This window comes from Xanthomonas sp. SHU 199 (genome assembly GCF_000364665.1).
Taxonomy (GTDB): domain Bacteria; phylum Pseudomonadota; class Gammaproteobacteria; order Xanthomonadales; family Xanthomonadaceae; genus Xanthomonas_A; species Xanthomonas_A sontii.
In genome coordinates this window covers 1-18,014 of record NZ_AQOI01000129.1, presented here as the reverse complement: position 1 = coordinate 18,014, position 18,014 = coordinate 1, and the positions used below count along the sequence as shown (strand labels likewise).

Annotated in this window: 14 protein-coding genes; 6 read left to right on the top strand and 8 right to left on the bottom strand. The window is 69.4% G+C overall.

The annotated features are described in order from the left end of the window. Window positions 1-602: 602 nt before the first annotated feature. Together D183_RS0106100 and D183_RS27745 are read left to right on the top strand one after the other, a co-directional pair. Window positions 603-2,003, top strand: coding sequence for a trypsin-like serine peptidase (locus D183_RS0106100; protein WP_026144240.1), 1,401 nt, complete (start codon window positions 603-605; stop codon window positions 2,001-2,003). Window positions 2,004-2,135: 132 nt separating this feature from the next. Next, on the top strand, window positions 2,136-2,303 hold the full coding sequence (locus D183_RS27745) for a hypothetical protein (RefSeq protein ID WP_017908223.1): 168 nt from the start codon (window positions 2,136-2,138) through the stop codon (window positions 2,301-2,303). A 100-nt stretch (window positions 2,304-2,403) separates the two neighbouring features. Here D183_RS27745 and D183_RS26345 read toward each other — a convergent pair whose 3' ends face one another. The 3 genes from D183_RS26345 to D183_RS0106080 form a co-directional block, all read right to left on the bottom strand. Then, window positions 2,404-2,577 carry a DUF1328 family protein gene (locus tag D183_RS26345; RefSeq protein WP_017908222.1) on the bottom strand — a complete coding sequence of 58 codons (174 nt, stop codon included), beginning with the start codon at window positions 2,575-2,577 and terminating at the stop codon, window positions 2,404-2,406. Between the two features lie 153 nt (window positions 2,578-2,730). Beyond that, window positions 2,731-3,306, bottom strand: coding sequence for a glycoside hydrolase family 108 protein (locus D183_RS0106085; RefSeq protein WP_017908221.1), 576 nt, complete (start codon window positions 3,304-3,306; stop codon window positions 2,731-2,733). A 102-nt stretch (window positions 3,307-3,408) separates the two neighbouring features. Next, window positions 3,409-4,383 carry a lipase family protein gene (locus D183_RS0106080; RefSeq protein WP_017908220.1) on the bottom strand — a complete coding sequence of 325 codons (975 nt, stop codon included), beginning with the start codon at window positions 4,381-4,383 and terminating at the stop codon, window positions 3,409-3,411. A gap of 289 nt (window positions 4,384-4,672) precedes the next feature. Between D183_RS0106080 and D183_RS0106075 the strand changes: the two genes are divergently transcribed. Next, complete coding sequence (locus D183_RS0106075; protein ID WP_010342308.1) at window positions 4,673-5,161, top strand: pyridoxamine 5'-phosphate oxidase family protein; 489 nt, start codon at window positions 4,673-4,675, stop codon at window positions 5,159-5,161. 120 nt (window positions 5,162-5,281) lie between these two features. Here D183_RS0106075 and D183_RS0106070 read toward each other — a convergent pair whose 3' ends face one another. The 4 genes from D183_RS0106070 to D183_RS0106055 form a co-directional block, all read right to left on the bottom strand. Continuing rightward, window positions 5,282-5,626 carry a hypothetical protein gene (locus D183_RS0106070; RefSeq protein WP_017908219.1) on the bottom strand — a complete coding sequence of 115 codons (345 nt, stop codon included), beginning with the start codon at window positions 5,624-5,626 and terminating at the stop codon, window positions 5,282-5,284. A 69-nt stretch (window positions 5,627-5,695) separates the two neighbouring features. After that, the gene (locus D183_RS0106065) at window positions 5,696-6,724 is read right to left on the bottom strand and encodes an HDOD domain-containing protein (RefSeq protein ID WP_232757224.1); all 1,029 of its coding nucleotides are present in this window, start codon (window positions 6,722-6,724) and stop codon (window positions 5,696-5,698) included. Between the two features lie 336 nt (window positions 6,725-7,060). Continuing rightward, on the bottom strand, window positions 7,061-7,546 hold the full coding sequence (locus D183_RS0106060; RefSeq protein ID WP_026144239.1) for a nuclear transport factor 2 family protein: 486 nt from the start codon (window positions 7,544-7,546) through the stop codon (window positions 7,061-7,063). Between the two features lie 156 nt (window positions 7,547-7,702). After that, a complete protein-coding gene (locus D183_RS0106055) occupies window positions 7,703-11,275 on the bottom strand; it encodes a methylmalonyl-CoA mutase family protein (RefSeq protein WP_026144238.1) in 3,573 nt (1,190 codons plus the stop codon). Between the two features lie 218 nt (window positions 11,276-11,493). On the opposite strand from D183_RS0106055, the gene D183_RS0106050 reads away from it, so the two are divergent. Further along, window positions 11,494-11,811, top strand: coding sequence for a YXWGXW repeat-containing protein (locus D183_RS0106050; protein ID WP_039726291.1), 318 nt, complete (start codon window positions 11,494-11,496; stop codon window positions 11,809-11,811). A gap of 498 nt (window positions 11,812-12,309) precedes the next feature. Next, window positions 12,310-13,410 (top strand): Glu/Leu/Phe/Val dehydrogenase dimerization domain-containing protein, encoded by a 1,101-nt coding sequence (locus tag D183_RS0106040; RefSeq protein ID WP_017908213.1) that lies wholly within the window; start codon window positions 12,310-12,312, stop codon window positions 13,408-13,410. 120 nt (window positions 13,411-13,530) lie between these two features. Here D183_RS0106040 and D183_RS0106035 read toward each other — a convergent pair whose 3' ends face one another. After that, the gene (locus D183_RS0106035) at window positions 13,531-16,356 is read right to left on the bottom strand and encodes a S8 family serine peptidase (protein ID WP_017908212.1); all 2,826 of its coding nucleotides are present in this window, start codon (window positions 16,354-16,356) and stop codon (window positions 13,531-13,533) included. 204 nt (window positions 16,357-16,560) lie between these two features. Between D183_RS0106035 and D183_RS0106030 the strand changes: the two genes are divergently transcribed. After that, window positions 16,561-17,736 (top strand): thiolase family protein, encoded by a 1,176-nt coding sequence (locus D183_RS0106030; RefSeq protein ID WP_017908211.1) that lies wholly within the window; start codon window positions 16,561-16,563, stop codon window positions 17,734-17,736. Window positions 17,737-18,014: the final 278 nt, after the last annotated feature.

Genomic DNA, 18,014 nt, shown 5'->3' with positions numbered 1-18,014 from the left:
CCCGATTCCCCTGGCCTTGCGCGGGCCATCCGCAAGGCGGTGCATAAAAGAACGAAAAGTTCATATATGCGACGCCAGCGTTATAGGCCGAATTTGAATCGATGCAAGCTGCGTCGCAGCACGCCAGATGCCGATTCAAGTGATTGAATCTACTGAAATTTGTCGGAAAGATTACAGAAAGGTGGCAACCGGTCAGCACCATGCTCGGCGGGAGCGTCCGCGCCTTGCTTCATGCGGTTCGGCGGGGCGGCCTGAGCCGCTGGTGCGCGTGTGCGGGGGGACTGGCCGACGTCCGTGTCGACGTGTCGATCAGGCCGCTCCAGATAGCGCTACCCATCCTGCCCTTCCCACTCGATCGGGCACGGATCCGCATTGCAGCGCCCATGCAACGATGTCGCTGCGGCATGGCAGCGCCGTGCGCTTCTTTCGCGCCATCACACGCAATGTGAGCAGCTGTCTACGAAACCGGCCCTCCGAGCGTGACGCCTGACACGCAATCGCTCTGGCGTCGTCCGTAGCCTCGGCAGGCACCCTGAACTCGGGTGCAATGGCATCCGGTCCCCTGCCGGATGGTCTCGTCCCTCTTCGCAGAAGGAAGATCGATGAATCGCAAGCATGCGTTGTACCTGGCGTTGCTCGCCGGCATTGCCGGCATGTCCCCCGCCGCCATGGCTGCCACTCCCCCAGCAGCCGAAATGGATTCCGCCCCGGTCGAAGCCCGCCCGGATGCCGCCGCGCTCGGTGGCGCGGAACTGCGCAGCCTTCCCCCGGGCAGCGCGCACGCCCCGCGCCTGATCGAACTGGCCGCGCCCGACAGCAGCAAGGCCGCGGCGATGAAGCAGGCACGCGGGCAACAGGTCAAGCACGGCCAGCCGCTGCAGATCGGCTTTTCCCGCGACGTCGCCAAGCCCGACATCAACCTGCGTCGCCTGCGCTGGCAGACTCTGCCCAACGGCGCCCAGGTCACCAGTTTCGAAATCGCCGCGACCAACGCGCAGGCGCTGCGCGCAGCGCTGCAGCTCAGCGGCAGCGGCGCCCAGCCCGGCGATCCGCGCAAGGCGACGCTGCGCTTTGCCGGCGACGACGGCCGCGTGTTCCAGCAGAGCGGCGCCGAATTCGCCGGCAGCCAGCCCGGCTGGTCGGCGGTGATCGCCGGCGCGCGCATGGTGGTGGAGATCGAGCTGCCGGCCGGCCAGTATCCGCAAGGCTTCGCGTTGAAGATCCCGCAGCTCTCGCACCTGGACATCAGCCCGGTGGCCAGCGAGACGATGATGCGGCCGATGATCGGCGAGAGCGATTCGTGCGAGCGCGACATCGTGTGCCGCGCCAACCCGACCTCCGGCTTCACCTCGGCGGCCAAGTCGGTGGCGCGCATGACCTTCACCAGCGGCGGCAGCACCTACCTGTGCACCGGCACCCTGCTCAACAACAGCAATTCGCCGAAGAAAGCGATGTTCTGGAGCGCGGCGCACTGCATCAGCACCCAGACCGTGGCCAATACGCTGCAGACCTACTGGTTCTACGACGCCACCACCTGCGGCGGCTCCACGGTCAATTCCAACTACACCACCCTCGGCGGCGGCGCCTACCTGCGCTATACCAACACCACGCGCGACACCACGCTGCTCGAACTCAAGAGCGCTCCGCCGAGCGGCGCGTTCTACGCGGGCTGGAGCAGTTCGGCGATCGGCTCGACCGGCACCGCGATCGAGGGCATCCACCACCCGGCCGGCGACGTCAAGAAGTACTCGCTGGGCAAGGTCACCGCGCTGTCCAGCTCCATCGACGGCAAGTCGCCGCTGTATCGCGTGCAGTGGAGCACCGGCGTCACCGAAGGCGGCTCGTCCGGCTCCGGTCTGTTCACCGTCAACAGCAGTGGCGCCTACCAGTTGCGCGGCGGCCTGTATGGCGGCACCTCGTACTGCAGCGCACCGAGCGATCCCGACTACTACTCGCGCTTCGCCGACGTGTATTCGTCGATCCAGCAGTATCTGAGCCCGTAAGCCAAGGTCCGGGAGGGCCGTACTCCCGCACCTGCGCCTAGGACAGGCCGTCCCGATGACGGCCTGTCCGTTTCGCACGCCGAAGCCGCGCAGCGGCTACACTCAGGGCATTCCCCTGACGGCAGACATGCATTGGCCAAGCCCAACTACTCCTTCGAAAAGCGGCAGCGCGAGCTGGCCAAGAAGAAACAGCAGGAAGAAAAAGAAGCGCGCAAGCGCGAAGCGCGTGCCGCAGCGGCCAAGCCCGCCTCCGACGACGACGCTGCAACGCACGAAGCGGATACCGCCAGCGACGCCTAGGCCTTCAATGGCACGGCAGGCGCCTGCCGACCACCACAGGGCCTCGCGCTGCGGACCTGTCGCGCGACGCACCTGCATCGACGCGACCCCGGCCTGGTGCCTAACTGACCTTCTTGGCCAGCATGGTGCCCAGCACGAACAGCACCAGGGCGATGGCGATGCCGGCCCAGAACAGGAACTTGGCGACGCCGATCGCCGCGCCCGCCACGCCGCTGAAGCCGAGCGCGCCGGCGATGAGTCCGATGATGGCGATGATGATGGCCCACTTGATCATGATGCGGTCTTCCCGAAAACGAGGACAGGCGCACGCCGTCATCGCGTGCGCTGGCGTCTGCAGATGGCCGACGCTGGTTCAGGAGACTAGACAGCGCGGCATGCGCATGCGGTGAAACGCAGATGCACGCGCCGTGCACGGCGCGGCGTCGCATCAGGCGGTGCCGGTCTGCGCAGGCGCCGACGCATCGGCCGGCAGGCTCGCCGGGAACCATTCCGCGCGGCGCAGCCAGCCGGCCAGGAACTCGGCGTCGGCCGGACGCTCCGCCACCAGGCGCTGGTAGTAGGCGATGCGCTGCTGCCGGTACTGCGCGTACACCTGTGCCGTGTCCGCACTGGCAAGCGCCGCCAGGGTCGCCGGCCCCATCTGGCCATCGACCGCCAAGCCGGTCGCGCCCAGTTGCTGCAGGACGCGCTGCAGCAGCGAGATCGCGACATCGCCGGCATTGACGTAGAAATCGAACACGAGCTCGGCCAACGTCTGCGAGGCGATCTGATCGGCGCCGATCCTGTCCCAGTAGTCGTGCTGGTAGATCGTCGCGGCCTGCTGCACAGTCAATGCGCGCAGGTTTTGCAGCGTCGGCGCTTGGCCCAGCAGCGCTTGCGCGCAGCGCTGGAAGGTGGCCAGGGTGATGCCGCGGTTGGTGGCGCCGCCCGGATCGTTCGGATCATCGACGAAGCCGCCCTCGAACCGCAGCAGCTGTGGGAGATACAGGTCGAACGATGCCATGGCGACGTCCTCGCGATCGATGGGCGGTCAGCGTGGCACCCGCGGCGGCACCATGCAGTGACCCTGGGGCACAAAGGGCGCGCCGCCAGGCCGCGCACGCACTCACGGCGTGGCCGCCGCCGGCGACGCCGCTGCCCCCTCCGGAAAGCCCAGCGCCTGCTCGGCCGCCCGCGCGGTCAGCGCCATGTCCGCCCAGGCCGGATGCGGCGTGGTGGGCGGGATCTGGCTGCGCATCAGCCGCTGCGGATCGGTCTGGTCGGCGAAGGTCCCGCTCCAGGCCTGCGGCGTCTGCCACAGAGCGTGCTGCAGCACGATCTGCATGTTGGCGATGGAGTGCCGCGCCAGCAGATGCGGAAACCAGGCACCGTTGACGTCGTAGGCAGTGCGGAACGCCTGCCCCACCGACGCATAGCCGAACGTGGACGGCGGCAGCGACGGCGCGTAGTCCCAGTAGTTGTAGCAGCGCGTGCTGTCGGCCGCGGCGATATGCGCGGCATAGGCCTGTTCCCAGCTCGCGTCGCCGACCATCGGGCTGCAGAAGTTGATGTTGCGGCTGGGCAGCCCCGGCCGGCTCAGCGCCAGGTCCAGCGAGAACAACTGGCTCAGCGCGCCGCCCAGGCTGTGCCCGGTGACGTAGACCTGGGTCGGCGCGAAGTGCTCCAGCAGCGCGAACAACTGCGCGCGCATCGAGGCGCGCATGGCGCCGCCCCTGCCGTTGTAGATGCCGTAGAACCCGGCCGACACCTGCGGCACCGGCGTGACGCTACCGGCGCTGGGCACGAAGGCGGTGGTGGAGAAGTCCAGGTCCTCGTAGATGTCCAGGTCCGAATCGGTGCCGCGGAACGCGAACAGATAGGTCCCGGCCGTGGCGGTGGACCGGAACAGCAGACCGAACAGCTCCTCGCTGCCCCCCAGCGGGTCGCCATCCCAGCCGGACCAGCGGGCGACCAGACGGTAGTCGGACGGCGCCGAAACCGGCTTGCCTTCGTAGGCCGCGTAGGCGGCGATGCTGGCGGCGGCCATCGCCAGGGTCAGTTGCGGCGGCAACAGCGGCTGCGTCGCGGGAATCGCACTCATCGGCAAACGTCCTGTCGGAAAGCGGCGCGTGCCGCGGGCAGCCGGCACACGCCTTCCCTGCGGAACCGTGATCCGTCCGCCACGCTGCATGCGTGGCGTGGTCGCTTAGTAGCACTGGGGATCGGCGCGATGCTTCGATACGCATCGCAGCACGCTGCGCATCGCCGCACTTGTCTACAGCGGCCCGCGCGCACCGGCTCTGCACGTGGCCTGCACCCTCCCGTCACGGCCTGCGCGCGCGCCCGCAGGCACAGTGCGGGCGGGCACTGTCGCCCGCTCGGAGATCCGCATGGCCAGCCCGCAGGAACTGGAAGAGAAATTCTGGAAGGCATTGAAGTCCGACCGCACCGTGATGCTGGGCCTGGACGGCGTCGAGGACGGCCACGCCCGGCCGATGACCGCGCAGTTCGAGGGCGATCGCGGCGGCCCGATCTGGTTCTTCACCTCCAAGGACAACGCGCTGGTGCAGAAACTGACGCAGAGCCAGCGGGTGATCGCGGCGTTCAGCGCCAAGAACCACGACCTGTTCGCCAGCATCAGCGGCACGCTCAGCGTCGACAACGACCAGGCGGTGATCGAGCGCCTGTGGAACGGCTTCATCGACGCCTGGTACGAACAGGGCAAGGACGATCCGAAGCTGGCGCTGCTGCGCCTGGACCCGGATCACGCGCAGATCTGGCTCAACGGTTCCAGCCTGATGGCCGGCATCAAGGTGCTGTTCGGCATCGACCCCAAGCGCGACTACCAGGACAAGGTCGCCGACGTGCCGCTGCGCTGAGGCAGACGCGCTCGCCACGCCGCCGTCGCGCCGGCTGCATGCGTGCAGCCGGGGCATCCCGCTCGGCCGGCCGCCTCCTGCCCGCCGGGCGCATGGCGTCGACCGCGCCGAAGCAACGGGTCATTCGGCCTTTAGCAGTCCACGAATCGCATCGCGCAGCACGACTTCGGTGGCTCCCAGGGCACGATCGACCTGGTCTTCAGCCGCCGCCTCCGCCAGCCGCAACCATGCCTGCGCCCCCGCCGCGTCGGCGTGCCGCACGGCCATCAATGCCCGGCAGCGCGGGCGCAACGCTGGAGCGATGGCGCCACCTTCATGGACGGCGATCGTCGCCAACGGCGCCAGCAAGCAGATCAGCCTCGGCGCCAGCGTGGACACGACAGGGATCCGCGCCTGCGTCGGCGCATGCTGTCTCGCGCTGTCGGCTGCGCCGACCTCCCGTCGCATCGCCCGGTAGCCGAGCATCGCTTCGGCAGCCGGCCGCTCTGCCGCACGTTTCGACCAATCACTGGCTGGACCACGCAACGGCGCCACCTAACGGCGATAGCGCACCGCCAGCTGCGCGGCCGCCGCGGCGCGATGCCGGCGCAGGGCCAGGCCGAGCGCACTCATGGTCGCCACATCGGCGTCGCCCGACTGCTCCTCCAGGGCGCGTTGCACGCGCGGCGACAGCCCCCAGTCCGCAGAGATAGCCTTGGCGCAGTGTGCCGACCAGGCCTCCAGCATCTCGGTCATCGCCGCCGGCGTTGGCGCAGCCTCGGCGTGGCGTGCGTGGACATCGCGCAGCACCTGCACCACCGAGACCGCGCCCAGCCCGCACAACAGCGCCAGCAGCTGCGCGGCATTCGCATCCTCGCGGTCGGGCCCCTGGGAGGCGGCGTGCGCCGACAGCAGGGTGTGTTCCCACAGCACCGCCGCACAGCGGCCGAAGACGCTGCCGTCGTCGACGATCACCGGTTGCAGCAGCGCCGCCAGCACGATCTGGCGCAGGCCCTCGGTACCGAGCAGGGCCACCGCCCGCTCCAGGTTCTCGATCGGCTCGGGATGGCGGCGGTAGACGACGCTGTTGGCGATGCGCAGCAGGTTGCCGGCCAGCGCCGGGTCCTGGCCCAGGATCGTGGCGATGGAATGGGCGCCGGCGGTCGGGTCGTTGATCGCGCGGGTGAGCTGCGGCAGCAGGTGCGGGCGTCGCGGCGTGTAGCGCGGATGCGCATCGATGCGCGCCAGCACCGCGGCGGCCTCGGCCATGACCGCCGGCGCAGGCGTGACCGACGTGCTCACCAGCCGGCCGGCGAATGCCATCTCGCACAGGCGCGCCAGAATCGCGGCGTCCGGCACCGGATCCAGATCGAGCAGGGCCGGGTCGGCGAAAGGGTCGAGGCCAGGGTCCACCGGGGCAACAGGCGCGGCGGGTGCAGACACTGCTGGTGCCGCGGATATGTCGGCATCCTCGGCATGGGCGCGCGCCTGCGGCGCCTCGGCCGCATCGCCAGGGCCACGCCGCAGCCACCACCACAGTCCGCCCCCCAGCACCAGCGCACCCGCACTGATGGCAATCCACATGATCGGCACGATCGTCGTCATCCGCAAAACATCGCCAGGTCCCCGCGCCCGGCCACCGGTGCGCGCCCACGCGGCACGCCATGTCATTCAAGCACGCCGCGCGGGTTTCTGCGCAACGCCGACGTGATGCGGTGGCCGACCGCCGTGAGGCGGTCATGGACAACGCGCGATCGCGCCACTCAGCTGCAAGCAAGCGGCGTGCCGACAGCGCCCTTCACCACTCCAGCAGCCTGTTGCGCCGCTCCTCGCTGCCGCCTGCGGACGGCACGTGGCGGGTATGGTCGGGGCGATGGGGCTTGAACGCCGACCTCTGGGGGGCGACGGCCGCCCCCTCGCTCAGTGCGGCGCCACTGCGGGCGCGGTGCGATGCCCGTAGCTGAGTACCCGCGTCAACTTCCAACCGTCCGGGTCCTGGCGCCACACCATCACGAACTTGGCGATGCCCTCGCAGCGGCCGCTGGCCAGCTCGCAGAAGCGGTGCTCGCCTTCCTCGATCGCCCCGAAGTCCTTGATCGGATAGACCCGCAACGTACCGGGCAGCAACTCGCGGCGGACCTTGCCGCAGATCCATTTGCGCGTGTTGTCGACGACGCTCGCGCGGTCCCAGGTGACGCCGCCGGTGTCGTGGTAGAACTCCACGTCCGGCACGAACGACGACTCGAACGCCGCCAGGTCGCAGCGGTTGTAGGCCTCGAACAGGCGCTGGTCCAGCGCCGCGACGGTGTCGAACAGCGGCCCCGCCGCCCCATCCCCGGCCGGTTCCGCCGCGCGGGTCGTCGCCGCGCACGCCATCAACACTGCCAACGCTCCCCAGGCTTTCATCGGCACCCTCTGCGTGAATCGATGGGACACTATGAGACCGCCCGGGCCGCGGCCGCAAGATTGCCGCATGCGCTGGCGCGGCGCCGCAGAAGCGCACGCGGCAGGCACCCTCGCCGACGCCGGCGCGCCGGCGTCGGCAGCCACGACCGTCGGTGCCTACATGTTGCGCCGATACTCGCCGCCCACCTCGTACAGCGCATGGCTGATCTGGCCCAGGCTGTGAGTCTTGACCGCCTCCATCAGCGCCGCGAACACGTTGCGGCGCTCGCGCGCGGTGCGCTGCAGCGCGCCCAGGCCGGCGCCGTCGGCGGCCAGCGCCAGCGCGTTGCGGCGCTGCTGCCAGTCGCGCACGTTGCCGATCTGCTGGTCCTTCTCCTGCTCGGTGGAGCGGATCAGCTCGATCTCGGTCGCGGTCTCGCCGGCATGCTCCTTGGGCAGGAAGGTGTTGACCCCGACCAGCGGCAGACTGCCGTCGTGCTTCTTGTGTTCGTAGTACAGGCTCTCTTCCTGGATCTTGCCGCGCTGGTACATGGTGTCCATCGCGCCGAGCACGCCACCGCGCTCGCTGATCGCCTCGAACTCCTTGTACACCGCTTCTTCCACCAGGTCGGTGAGCTGCTCGACGATGAAGCTGCCCTGCCAGGGGTTCTCGCAGAAGTTCAGCCCCAGCTCCTTGTTGATGATCATCTGGATCGCCACCGCGCGGCGAACGCTTTCCTCGGTCGGCGTGGTGATCGCCTCGTCGTAGGCGTTGGTGTGCAGGCTGTTGCAGTTGTCGAACAGCGCGTACAGCGCCTGCAGCGTGGTGCGGATGTCGTTGAACTGGATCTCCTGCGCGTGCAGCGAACGGCCCGAGGTCTGGATGTGGTACTTCATCATCTGGCTGCGCTCGTTGCCGCCGTAGCGTTCGCGCATCGCCCGCGCCCAGATCCGCCGCGCCACCCGGCCGATCACCGTGTACTCCGGGTCCATGCCGTTGCTGAAGAAGAAGCTCAGGTTCGGCGCGAAATCGTCGATGTGCATGCCGCGCGCCAGGTAGTACTCGACGATGGTGAAGCCGTTGCTGAGGGTGAAGGCGAGCTGGCTGATCGGGTTCGCCCCGGCCTCGGCGATGTGATAGCCGGAGATCGACACCGAGTAGAAGTTGCGCACCTTCTGCTCGACGAAATACTGCTGAATGTCGCCCATCATGCGCAGCGCGAACTCGGTGCTGAAGATGCAGGTGTTCTGCGCCTGGTCTTCCTTGAGGATGTCGGCCTGCACCGTACCGCGCACGCTGGACAGGGTCTGCGCCTTGATCTGCGCGTAGGTCTCCGCGTCCACCAACTGGTCGCCGCTGACCCCGAGCAGGGCCAGGCCGAGGCCGTCGTTGCCCGGCGGCAACGCGCCGTGATAACGCGGGCGTTCGCGGCCTTCGAACAATCGGGCCAGGGTCTGCTCGGCCTGGGCCCAGCGCTGCGCATCGGCCTTGAGATGTTTCTCCACCTGCTGGTCGATGGCGGTGTTCATGAACATCGCCAGGATCATCGGCGCCGGGCCGTTGATGGTCATCGACACGCTGGTGGTCGGCGCGCACAGGTCGAAGCCGGAGTACAGCTTCTTCATGTCGTCCAGGGTCGGAATGTTGACCCCGGAGTTGCCAATCTTGCCGTAGATGTCCGGGCGCGGCGCCGGGTCCTCGCCGTACAGGGTGACGCTGTCGAAGGCGGTGGACAGGCGTGCGGCCGGCTGGCCGACGCTCAGATAGTGGAAGCGCCGGTTGGTGCGCTCCGGCGTGCCCTCGCCGGCGAACATGCGGATCGGATCCTCGCCGGTGCGCCGGTACGGATACACGCCGCCGGTGTACGGATAGCTGCCGGGCAGGTTCTCCTTGCCGAGGAAGGTCAGCAGTTCGCCCCAGCTCTTGTAGCGCGGCGCGGCGATCTTCGGAATGGACTGGTGGCTCAGCGACTGCCGGTAGTTCTCCACCCGGATCGGCTTGCCGCGCACCGCGTATTCGGTGACCGGGTCGGTGATCGACTTCAGCCGCTGCGGCCACTCGCGCAGCAGTTTCAGCGATTCGCTGGACAGCGACTGCAATGCATCGTTGTAGCGCTGGCGCAGGAGCAGCAGGCTGGCGTCGACGGCGTCGACGGCGTCGGCGGACGCATCGGCGGATGCACGCGACGCCGGCAGCAAATCCTGCGCCGCATACAGTTCCAGTTGCGCCGGCAGTTGCGGGTCCTGCAGTTCGTGCAGCGCCTGCCAGAACGCCTGCGCGCGGTCGGCGGCCTCGGCCTGGCGCAGCACCCCGGCATTGAGTGCCCGGCCCTGCTCGGCGATCTCGGCCAGGTAGCGCACGCGTGCGCCGGGAATCAGCACGGTCGCGCGCGGCTCCTTCAGCGTGGTGTCGAGCTGCGGGCGGAAATCGCAGTGCGCCGGCGGGCCAGCGGCGGCATCGGCCTGCGCCGTCAGCTTGTCGCGCAGCAGGCGGCACAGATTGACGAACATCCAGCTCACGCCCGGGTCGTTGAACTGGCTGGCGATGGTCGGATACACCGGCACCGCCTCGTCCTCCAGCTGGAACGCCGCACGGTTGCGCCGCCACTGCTTGCGCACGTCGCGCAGCGCGTCCTCGGCGCCGCGCCGGTCGTACTTGTTCAGCACCACCAGTTCCGCGAAGTCGAGCATGTCGATCTTCTCCAGCTGGCTCGGCGCACCGTAGTCGCTGGTCATCACGTACACCGGGAAATCCACCAGATCGACGATCTCCGAATCGCTCTGGCCGATACCGGCGGTCTCCACGATCACCAGGTCGTAGCCGACCGCCTTCAACAACGCGATGCAGTCCTTCAGCACCCGGTTGGTGGCGGCGTGCTGGCGCCGCGTGGCCATCGAACGCATGTACACGCGCGGGCTGCGCAGCGCGTTCATGCGGATGCGGTCGCCGAGCAGCGCGCCGCCGGTGCGGCGCCGGCTGGGGTCGACCGAGACCACCGCGATGCGCATCTGCGGGAAGCTGGCCAGGAAGCGGTTGAGCAGTTCGTCGGTGACCGAGGACTTGCCGGCACCGCCGGTGCCGGTGAGGCCGAGCACGGGCGCGGTGCGCCCGCTGCGCGACTCCGCTGCGGACGCCGTGCCGGACTGCCACTGCTTGCGCAACAGTGCCAGTTCCGCCTCCGAGAACGCGCCGTCCTCGATCGCCGACAGCATCCGGCCGATCCCGATCTCGTCGTCGATGTCCGGCAGCGGGGAGCCGGCCGGCGTCGCGCCACGCGCCTCCGCCGCGGTCTCGCGCCCTTGCCCGGCACGCGCCACCACGTCCTCGATCATCTCCACCAGGCCCATCTTCATGCCGTCGTTGGGGTGGTAGATGCGCTCCACGCCATAGGCCTGCAGTTCGGCGATTTCCTCTGGGGTGATGGTGCCGCCACCGCCACCGAACACCCGCACATGGCCGGCGCCGCGCTCGCGCAGCATGTCGACCATGTACTTGAAGTACTCCACGTGCCCGCCCTGGTAGGACGACAGCGCGATCGCGTCGGCGTCCTCGTGCAGCGCCGCGCGCACCACGTCCTCGACGCTGCGGTTGTGGCCGAGATGGATCACCTCGGCGCCCTGCGCCTGGATCAGGCGGCGCATGATGTTGATCGCCGCATCGTGGCCGTCGAACAGGCTGGCGGCGGTGACGAAACGCAGGGGACTGGCGTCGGTCTGCAGCAACGGAACGCGGGACGCGGGAAGGCTCATCGTGCGGACATCGAAAAGAGAATGCCGCGATTCTAGGCGTGCAGCGCGACACGGGCAGGTTGCGCTGCAGCATGCGCACTTGGGCGGCAAACCGCGTACGCGACGTCGCACCTGGCTATCCGCTGCATGAATACGCCCTCGGAAACGCGTCAACAACCGTGCCGGTCGCGGCGTTTCCTCCCGCGTCGGCAGCCCGCCGATGCCTTCGGAGACATCGCATGTTCGCTCGTCCCTTGTTGCTGGCCACCCTGCTCGGCGGCACGCTCGCCGGCGCCATGGCCGCCGCGCCCGCGCAGGCGCGCGAAGTGGTGGAACTCTCGGTTCGCACCCCGCCACCGCCGCCTCGGGTGGAACGGGTGGTGGTGCGGCCCGGCTATGTCTGGATGCCCGGTTACTGGCAATGGAACGGACGCCACCACGTCTGGGTCGCCGGCCGCTACGTGGTGGAACGGCCGGGCTACGTCTACGTCGGCCCGCGCTGGGAGCACTACGGCCCCGCCTATCGCTTCCACGCCGGCTATTGGGCACGTCACTAATCCCAGCTCCCCGAACCAGGCCCGCGATCGCCGTGCCGGCGGCGATCGCGGGCCACACCGCCGCGGCATGCGGGGCCGCGGCGGTGTGGGCCCACCGCTGCCAACCACTGCTACCGACCGCTGCCGCCCCACGGCGCCGGCGCTCGTCCCGTGCCACTGCACCGGCTCGGCCACCGTCAGCACTCGACCGACCAGATCCGCCATCGCACCGCCAGCACCCGGGTGCCCAGCGCCATTGCCGCGGAAGCCCGCGTCCCGCCACCACGCAAGCCGCCCGGCGAACCGGCACGCCACCTGCCCGACTGGCGTCGCACAGAGCCGCGAGATTCCCGCGCGTGGCCGCGGCGCCGTCGCGCGGGCGGCTGGCAATTGCTTTAAAATGCCGCCATCGCGACGCTCAGGGCCTGTTCCGGAACCGTCGCGTTTTTGTTTTGCGCCACCCACCAGGCACGTTCCTGGACCATGGTGTCCGACACCTGCAACGCCAGCGGAGCCCCCATGCTTTTCGAAACGCTAGCCAACACCGGCCACGAACAGGTCGTCTTCTGCCACAACCGCGACGTGGGACTGCAGGCGATCATCGCCATCCACAACACCGTGCTCGGCCCCGCGCTGGGCGGCGTGCGCATGCGCCCCTACGCCAACACCGAGTCCGCCCTGCAGGACGCGCTGCGGCTCAGCCGCACCATGACCTACAAGAACGCGCTGGCCGGGCTCAACATCGGCGGCGGCAAGGCGGTGATCATCGGCGACCCGAAGAGCGACAAGTCCGAAGCGCTGTTCCGCGCCTTCGGCCGCTACGTCGATTCGCTGGGCGGCCGCTACATCACCGCCGAGGACGTCGGCACCGACGTCAACGACATGGAGCAGATCTACCTGGAGACCGAGTACGTCACCGGCGTGCACCAGGTGCACGGCGGCTCCGGCGACCCGGCCCCGTTCACCGCCTACGGCGCGCTGCAGGCGCTGATGGCGTCGCTGCAGCGCAAGTTCGGCCACGAGGAGATCGGCAAGACCAGCATCGCCGTGCAGGGCCTGGGCCACATCGGCATGGAGCTGGTGAAGTTGCTCAAGGAACGCGGCGCCAAGCTGTTCGTGACTGACCTGGACCCGGCGCTGGTCGCGCGCGCGGTGGCCGAATACGGCGCCGAAGCGGTGGACCCGGACGATATCTACGACGTCGCCGCCGACGTGCTGGCGCCGTGCGCCATGGAGAGCGCGCTCGACGAGGCCAAGCTGCCGCGGCTCAAGGTCAAGATCGTCTGCGGCACCGCCAACAACCAGTTGGCCAATGCCGCGGTCGGCGAGGAACTGCACCGCCGCGGCATCCTCTACGCGCCCGACTACGCGGTCAACGCCGGCGGCGTGATGAACGTGTCGCTGGAGATCGACGGCTACAACCGCGAGCGCGCGATGCGGCTGATCCGCAGCATGTACCACAACCTCGGCAAGATCTTCGACCTGTCCGAGCGCGAGAACATTCCGCCGCAACAGGCCGCCGACCGCATCGCCGAGGCGCGCATGCAGGCGATCGGCAAGCTCAAGCTGCCGCTGGGCCGAACCGCGCCGCGCTCGATGGGCCACCTGCGCGGCGAGTGATGCCACGCGCCGCCTGCGCCGCAGGCGGAAGGCCGCAGATCGCAGGGCCGGGACGCCCCGGCCCTCCTTGACGGATCGACCCCGAACCGGCGCAGCACGCGCCGGCTCGGGCGCCGGGACTCAGAAGCCCAGGCGATAGCGCAGCGACACCGCGCGGTCGTCGCCGCGCGGGCCGAAGCGCTGGTCGTAACCCAGCCCCAGCAACGCCCCATTCCAGCGCGTCTGCAGGCTGGCGCCGAACAGGCCGCCGGAGCGCGCCGGCTGCAGGTCCACCAGCGGCGCCCAGGCGTTCACGCCGACGAAGCTGGCCTGCCGGTCCAGGCCCTGTGCGGCCAGCGTCTGCTGCCACTCGGCATAGCCCTGCAGCGACCAGCCGCGTCCGCCGAAGCCGCCGCGCAGGCCGGCCAACGCCTGGCTGCGCGAGGAACTGGCGGCACCGGCCATCAGCCCGAAGCCATCGCCGCCCTGTTCGCGGAAGCCATCGCTGTCGATGCGGCTGTAGTCGGCGCCGGCATACGGGGTCAGCCACGCCGGGCCGCGCCCGAGCCGATAGCCGACCTCCACGCTGGAGGACAGGAAGCGACCGGCGTAACGGCTGGAGGCGTCGGCAACGGTGTCGCCGAGCAGCAGGCTGCGGTCGAGCTGGCGCTGGTACTGGCCGCTGCCCAGTTGCGCCAGCGCGTACGCATTGCCCGCCATCGCGCCGAGATAGGCCTGCCCCTGCACCTGGCGGTTGCGGCTGCGGTCCAGGCTGCCGGCGTCGCTGGCGCGGCTCTCGCCGAAGGCGAAGCCGGCCACCGCGTGTTCGCCCAGGCGCAGGTCCTGGCCCATCAGCCAGCCATCGAGCTGGAACTGGCTGCCGGCGAAGCTGCCCTGCCCGGTCTCGCCCAGGCGCTGGCTCCAGGCGCCGACCGCGCGCGGCTGGTCGACCAGCGTGTCGAAGCGGCTGGACAGCGCGCGCCGCTGCAGGTCCATGGTGTCGAAGGTCATCGCGGTGGCCGCGGCATGCGCCTCGCCGGACAGGCTGCGCAGCGTCGCCGACGCCGCCGCCACGCTCGGCGACTGCTGCACCGCGCCGGCCGCCTTGAGCAGGGCGCCGTCGACCGTGGCCGGAGCCTGGCTCAGCTGCGTGTTGAGCTGCGCGAACGCCGCATCCACGCGCGTCGCCGAGGCCAGCGTGGCGGCGGTGATGTTGCCGAAGCTGGCCGCGGCCGCGGTGACGCTCAGCGACTGCACGGTGATCGAGGCGCTGGTGGCGTCGTAGGACAGCGACGAGGTCAGGAACACGTTCGACGGCGTGGTCACCGAGGCGAAGGTGCCAGTGAGCCCGCCGTTGGCCTGCAGCACCGTGTACGCGGTGTTGTTGACCACGTAGTCGCGCTTGCCGAGCACGTACAGCGAACCGCCCTGCAGGGTGGCGCTGCCGCCGACCGAGAGCTTGTCGCCGACCAGCAGGGCCAGGCGGCCGTTGCTGCTCTGCACGTAGTTGCCGCTCAGGCTCAGCGTGGCCGCACCGACCTGGAAGGTGCCGGCATTGGCGACGCTGCCGCCGAGCGCGCCGGTGCCGACGAAGGTGGCGCCATTGCTGATCGCCACGTTCGAGCTGCCCAGGCTGGCCGCGCTGAGCGTGCCGCCCTGCACCTGGGTGTCGCCGCTGTAGGTGTTCTGGGTGCCGCTGAGGGTCAGCGTGCCGCTGCCCTGCTTGATCAGCCCGCCGCTGCCGGCGATGTTGTTGGCCCAGGTCGAATTGCCGGTGAATCCAACCGTCACGTCGCCCCAATCGAAGCGGCCCGGTCCCTGCACCGCCTTGCCGACGTTGAGCAGGCCGTAGCCGAAGGTCGCGTCCACGCCGGGCGTGCCCAGGTCGGTGGCGGTGCCGAGCAGGGTCTGCCGGACCAGATCGTTGGTGAAGTACGGGAAGGCCTGCCAGACCAGCGCCGCCGCGCCGGACACCAGCGGCGCCGCGAACGAGGTGCCGCTGCCGTAGTAGTAGTCGGGGTTGCTGGTGGCGGTGGTCGCCTTGGGATCGACGAACACCTCGGTGCCGGGCGCGACCAGGCAGTAGCGCATCGCCGCGCCGCAGGCGTTGGAGTACGAGGCCAGTTGCGTGCCGGTGCTCGAATCGGTTGCCGCCACCACCAGCCAGCCGCGCTCCAGGTCCGCCGCCGGCAGCGTGCCGTTGGGGCCGGCCTTGCTGGGCAGCGAGGCGATGTCCGAGGGCGTGGACTTGGATTCGTTGCCGGCGGCGAACACCACCAGGCCACCGTTGCCGAGCACGAACGGGCGGTACTCGGCGGCGATGGCATTGGTCGAGTTCAGGTCGGTCCAGTAGATGCCGCCCCAGGAGTTGTTCATCACCTTGACGCCGGCATTGATCAGGTCCTGGTGCACCTGGGTCAGGCCCAGTCCGCCGCTGACCTGATTGCCGCTGCCGCTGCCGTCGTCCTTGGGCGGCGTGTCGGAAATGATGCGCGCGGACACGATCTGTGCGCCCGGCGCGATGCCGCCCGGCCACTGCCCGACCGACTTGCCTGCCGCCAGCTGCGCCACGGTGGTGCCGTGGCCGTCGACGTCGTCGACCTTGGTGTTGTTCTGGCTCGGATCGACGTAGATCAGGTTCGACACCACCCGCCCGGCCAGGGCCGGATGGTTGCGGTTGACGCCGGTGTCGACCACGCCGATGCGGTAACCGCTGCCGTCGTAGCCGGCGTTGTGCGCGGCCAGCGTATTGGTCAGGGTCAGGTGCGCGTCGAACGCCGGCTGCGGCGGCGGCGGCGAGGTCGGAGGTGGCGACGTCGGCGGCGGAGGCGGAGGCGGCGGTGGTGGGGGCGGAGGCGGCGAGGTCGGTGGCGGACTGCCATGAGTCAGATTGCCGCCACCGCCACCGCCGCCACCGCACGAGGTGAGCGCAACCGCTACCGCGGCCGCCAGCAGCGACCGTGCCATCAATGCCCGCATGTCCTTCCCCTCAAATGTCGTCTGCCGGCCATACGGCCGGTGTTGCCCCCGTTAGCGGCCGCCTACGACGGCGCTGAACTACGTCAAATCTACACTGGAATGCAAACCTTAGGACTGGCCCGGCAGTGGACGCAATTGGCAGAACCCGCGCCGCGGCCGATAATCGGCACACCACTTTCGTAAGGGTTTGCCATGACCGAGATCGTCATCGCCGCGGCCAAGCGCACCGCCATCGGCGCGTTCCTGGGCCAGTTCAACGGCGTGCCCACGCCGACGCTGGGCGCCGCGGCCATCCGCGCCGCGCTGGAGCAGTCCGGCATCCCCGCCGCGGACGTTTCCGAAGTCATCATGGGCTGCGTGCTGCCGGCCAATCTCGGCCAGGCCCCGGCACGTCAGGCCGCGCGCGCGGCCGGCGTGCCCGACGGCACCGGCGCCACCACCATCAACAAGGTCTGCGGCTCGGGCATGAAGGCGGTGATGCTCGGACACGACCTGATCAAGGCCGGTTCGGCCAGCATCGTCGTCGCTGGCGGCATGGAATCGATGAGCAACGCGCCGCACCTGCTGCCGAACTCGCGTACCGGCAACCGCTACGGCAACTTCCAGGCGGTCGACCACATGGCCTGGGACGGCCTGACCAATCCCGACGACGGCCAGGCGATGGGCGTGTTCGGCGAGGCCACCGCGGAGAAGTTCGGCTTCAGCCGCCAGGACCAGGACGCGTTCGCGATCGAATCGGTGAACCGCGCGCAGGCCGCGCAGCGCGATGGCGCCTTCTCCGACGAGATCGTCCCGGTCGCCGTGGCCACCCGCAAGGGCGAGGTACGGGTCGACAGCGACGAGCAGCCGGGCAAGTCCGACGTGACCAAGATCCCGGCGCTGAAGCCGGCGTTCAAGAAGGACGGCACGGTCACCGCGGCCAGCTCCTCGAGCATCTCCGACGGCGCCGCCGCGCTGGTGCTGCTGGGCGCCGACGAGGCCGCCCGCCGCGGCGTCGCGCCGCTGGCCCGGATCGTTGGCCACGCGACCTTCTCGCAGGCGCCGGAATGGTTCACCACCGCGCCGGTGGGCGCGATCCGCAAGCTGCTCGACCAGGTCGGCTGGAGCCTGGACGACGTCGACCTGTTCGAGATCAACGAAGCCTTCGCCGTGGTGGCGATGGTGCCGATCAAGGAACTGGGCCTGGACCACGCCAAGGTCAACGTCCATGGCGGCGCCTGCGCGCTCGGCCATCCGATCGGCGCCTCCGGTGCGCGGCTGCTGGTGACATTGCTAAATGCGTTGCGCAGCCGTGGCGGCCGCCGCGGAATCGCGACGCTGTGCATCGGCGGTGGCGAAGCGACAGCGGTCGCCATCGAATTGATTTGATTGGGATTAACCCCTGAAACACAAAAATGAATGCGCGTGCGCTTGACAGCCGACTTTGGCTTGTCATCATGTTGAGGGCGCGCATTCGCGCGTTGCCTAACTAAACGACGAGGATAGACACAATGAGCATCAACAAGCTGCTGATCGCAATGGCCCTGGGCCTGGCCCTGGCCGCGTGCTCGAAGCAGGAGCAGGCCCAGGACGCCGCCGCTTCGGCTAACGAAGCCGCCACCGACGCGCAGGCTGCTGCCGACCAGTCGGCTGCCGCCGGCGCCCCA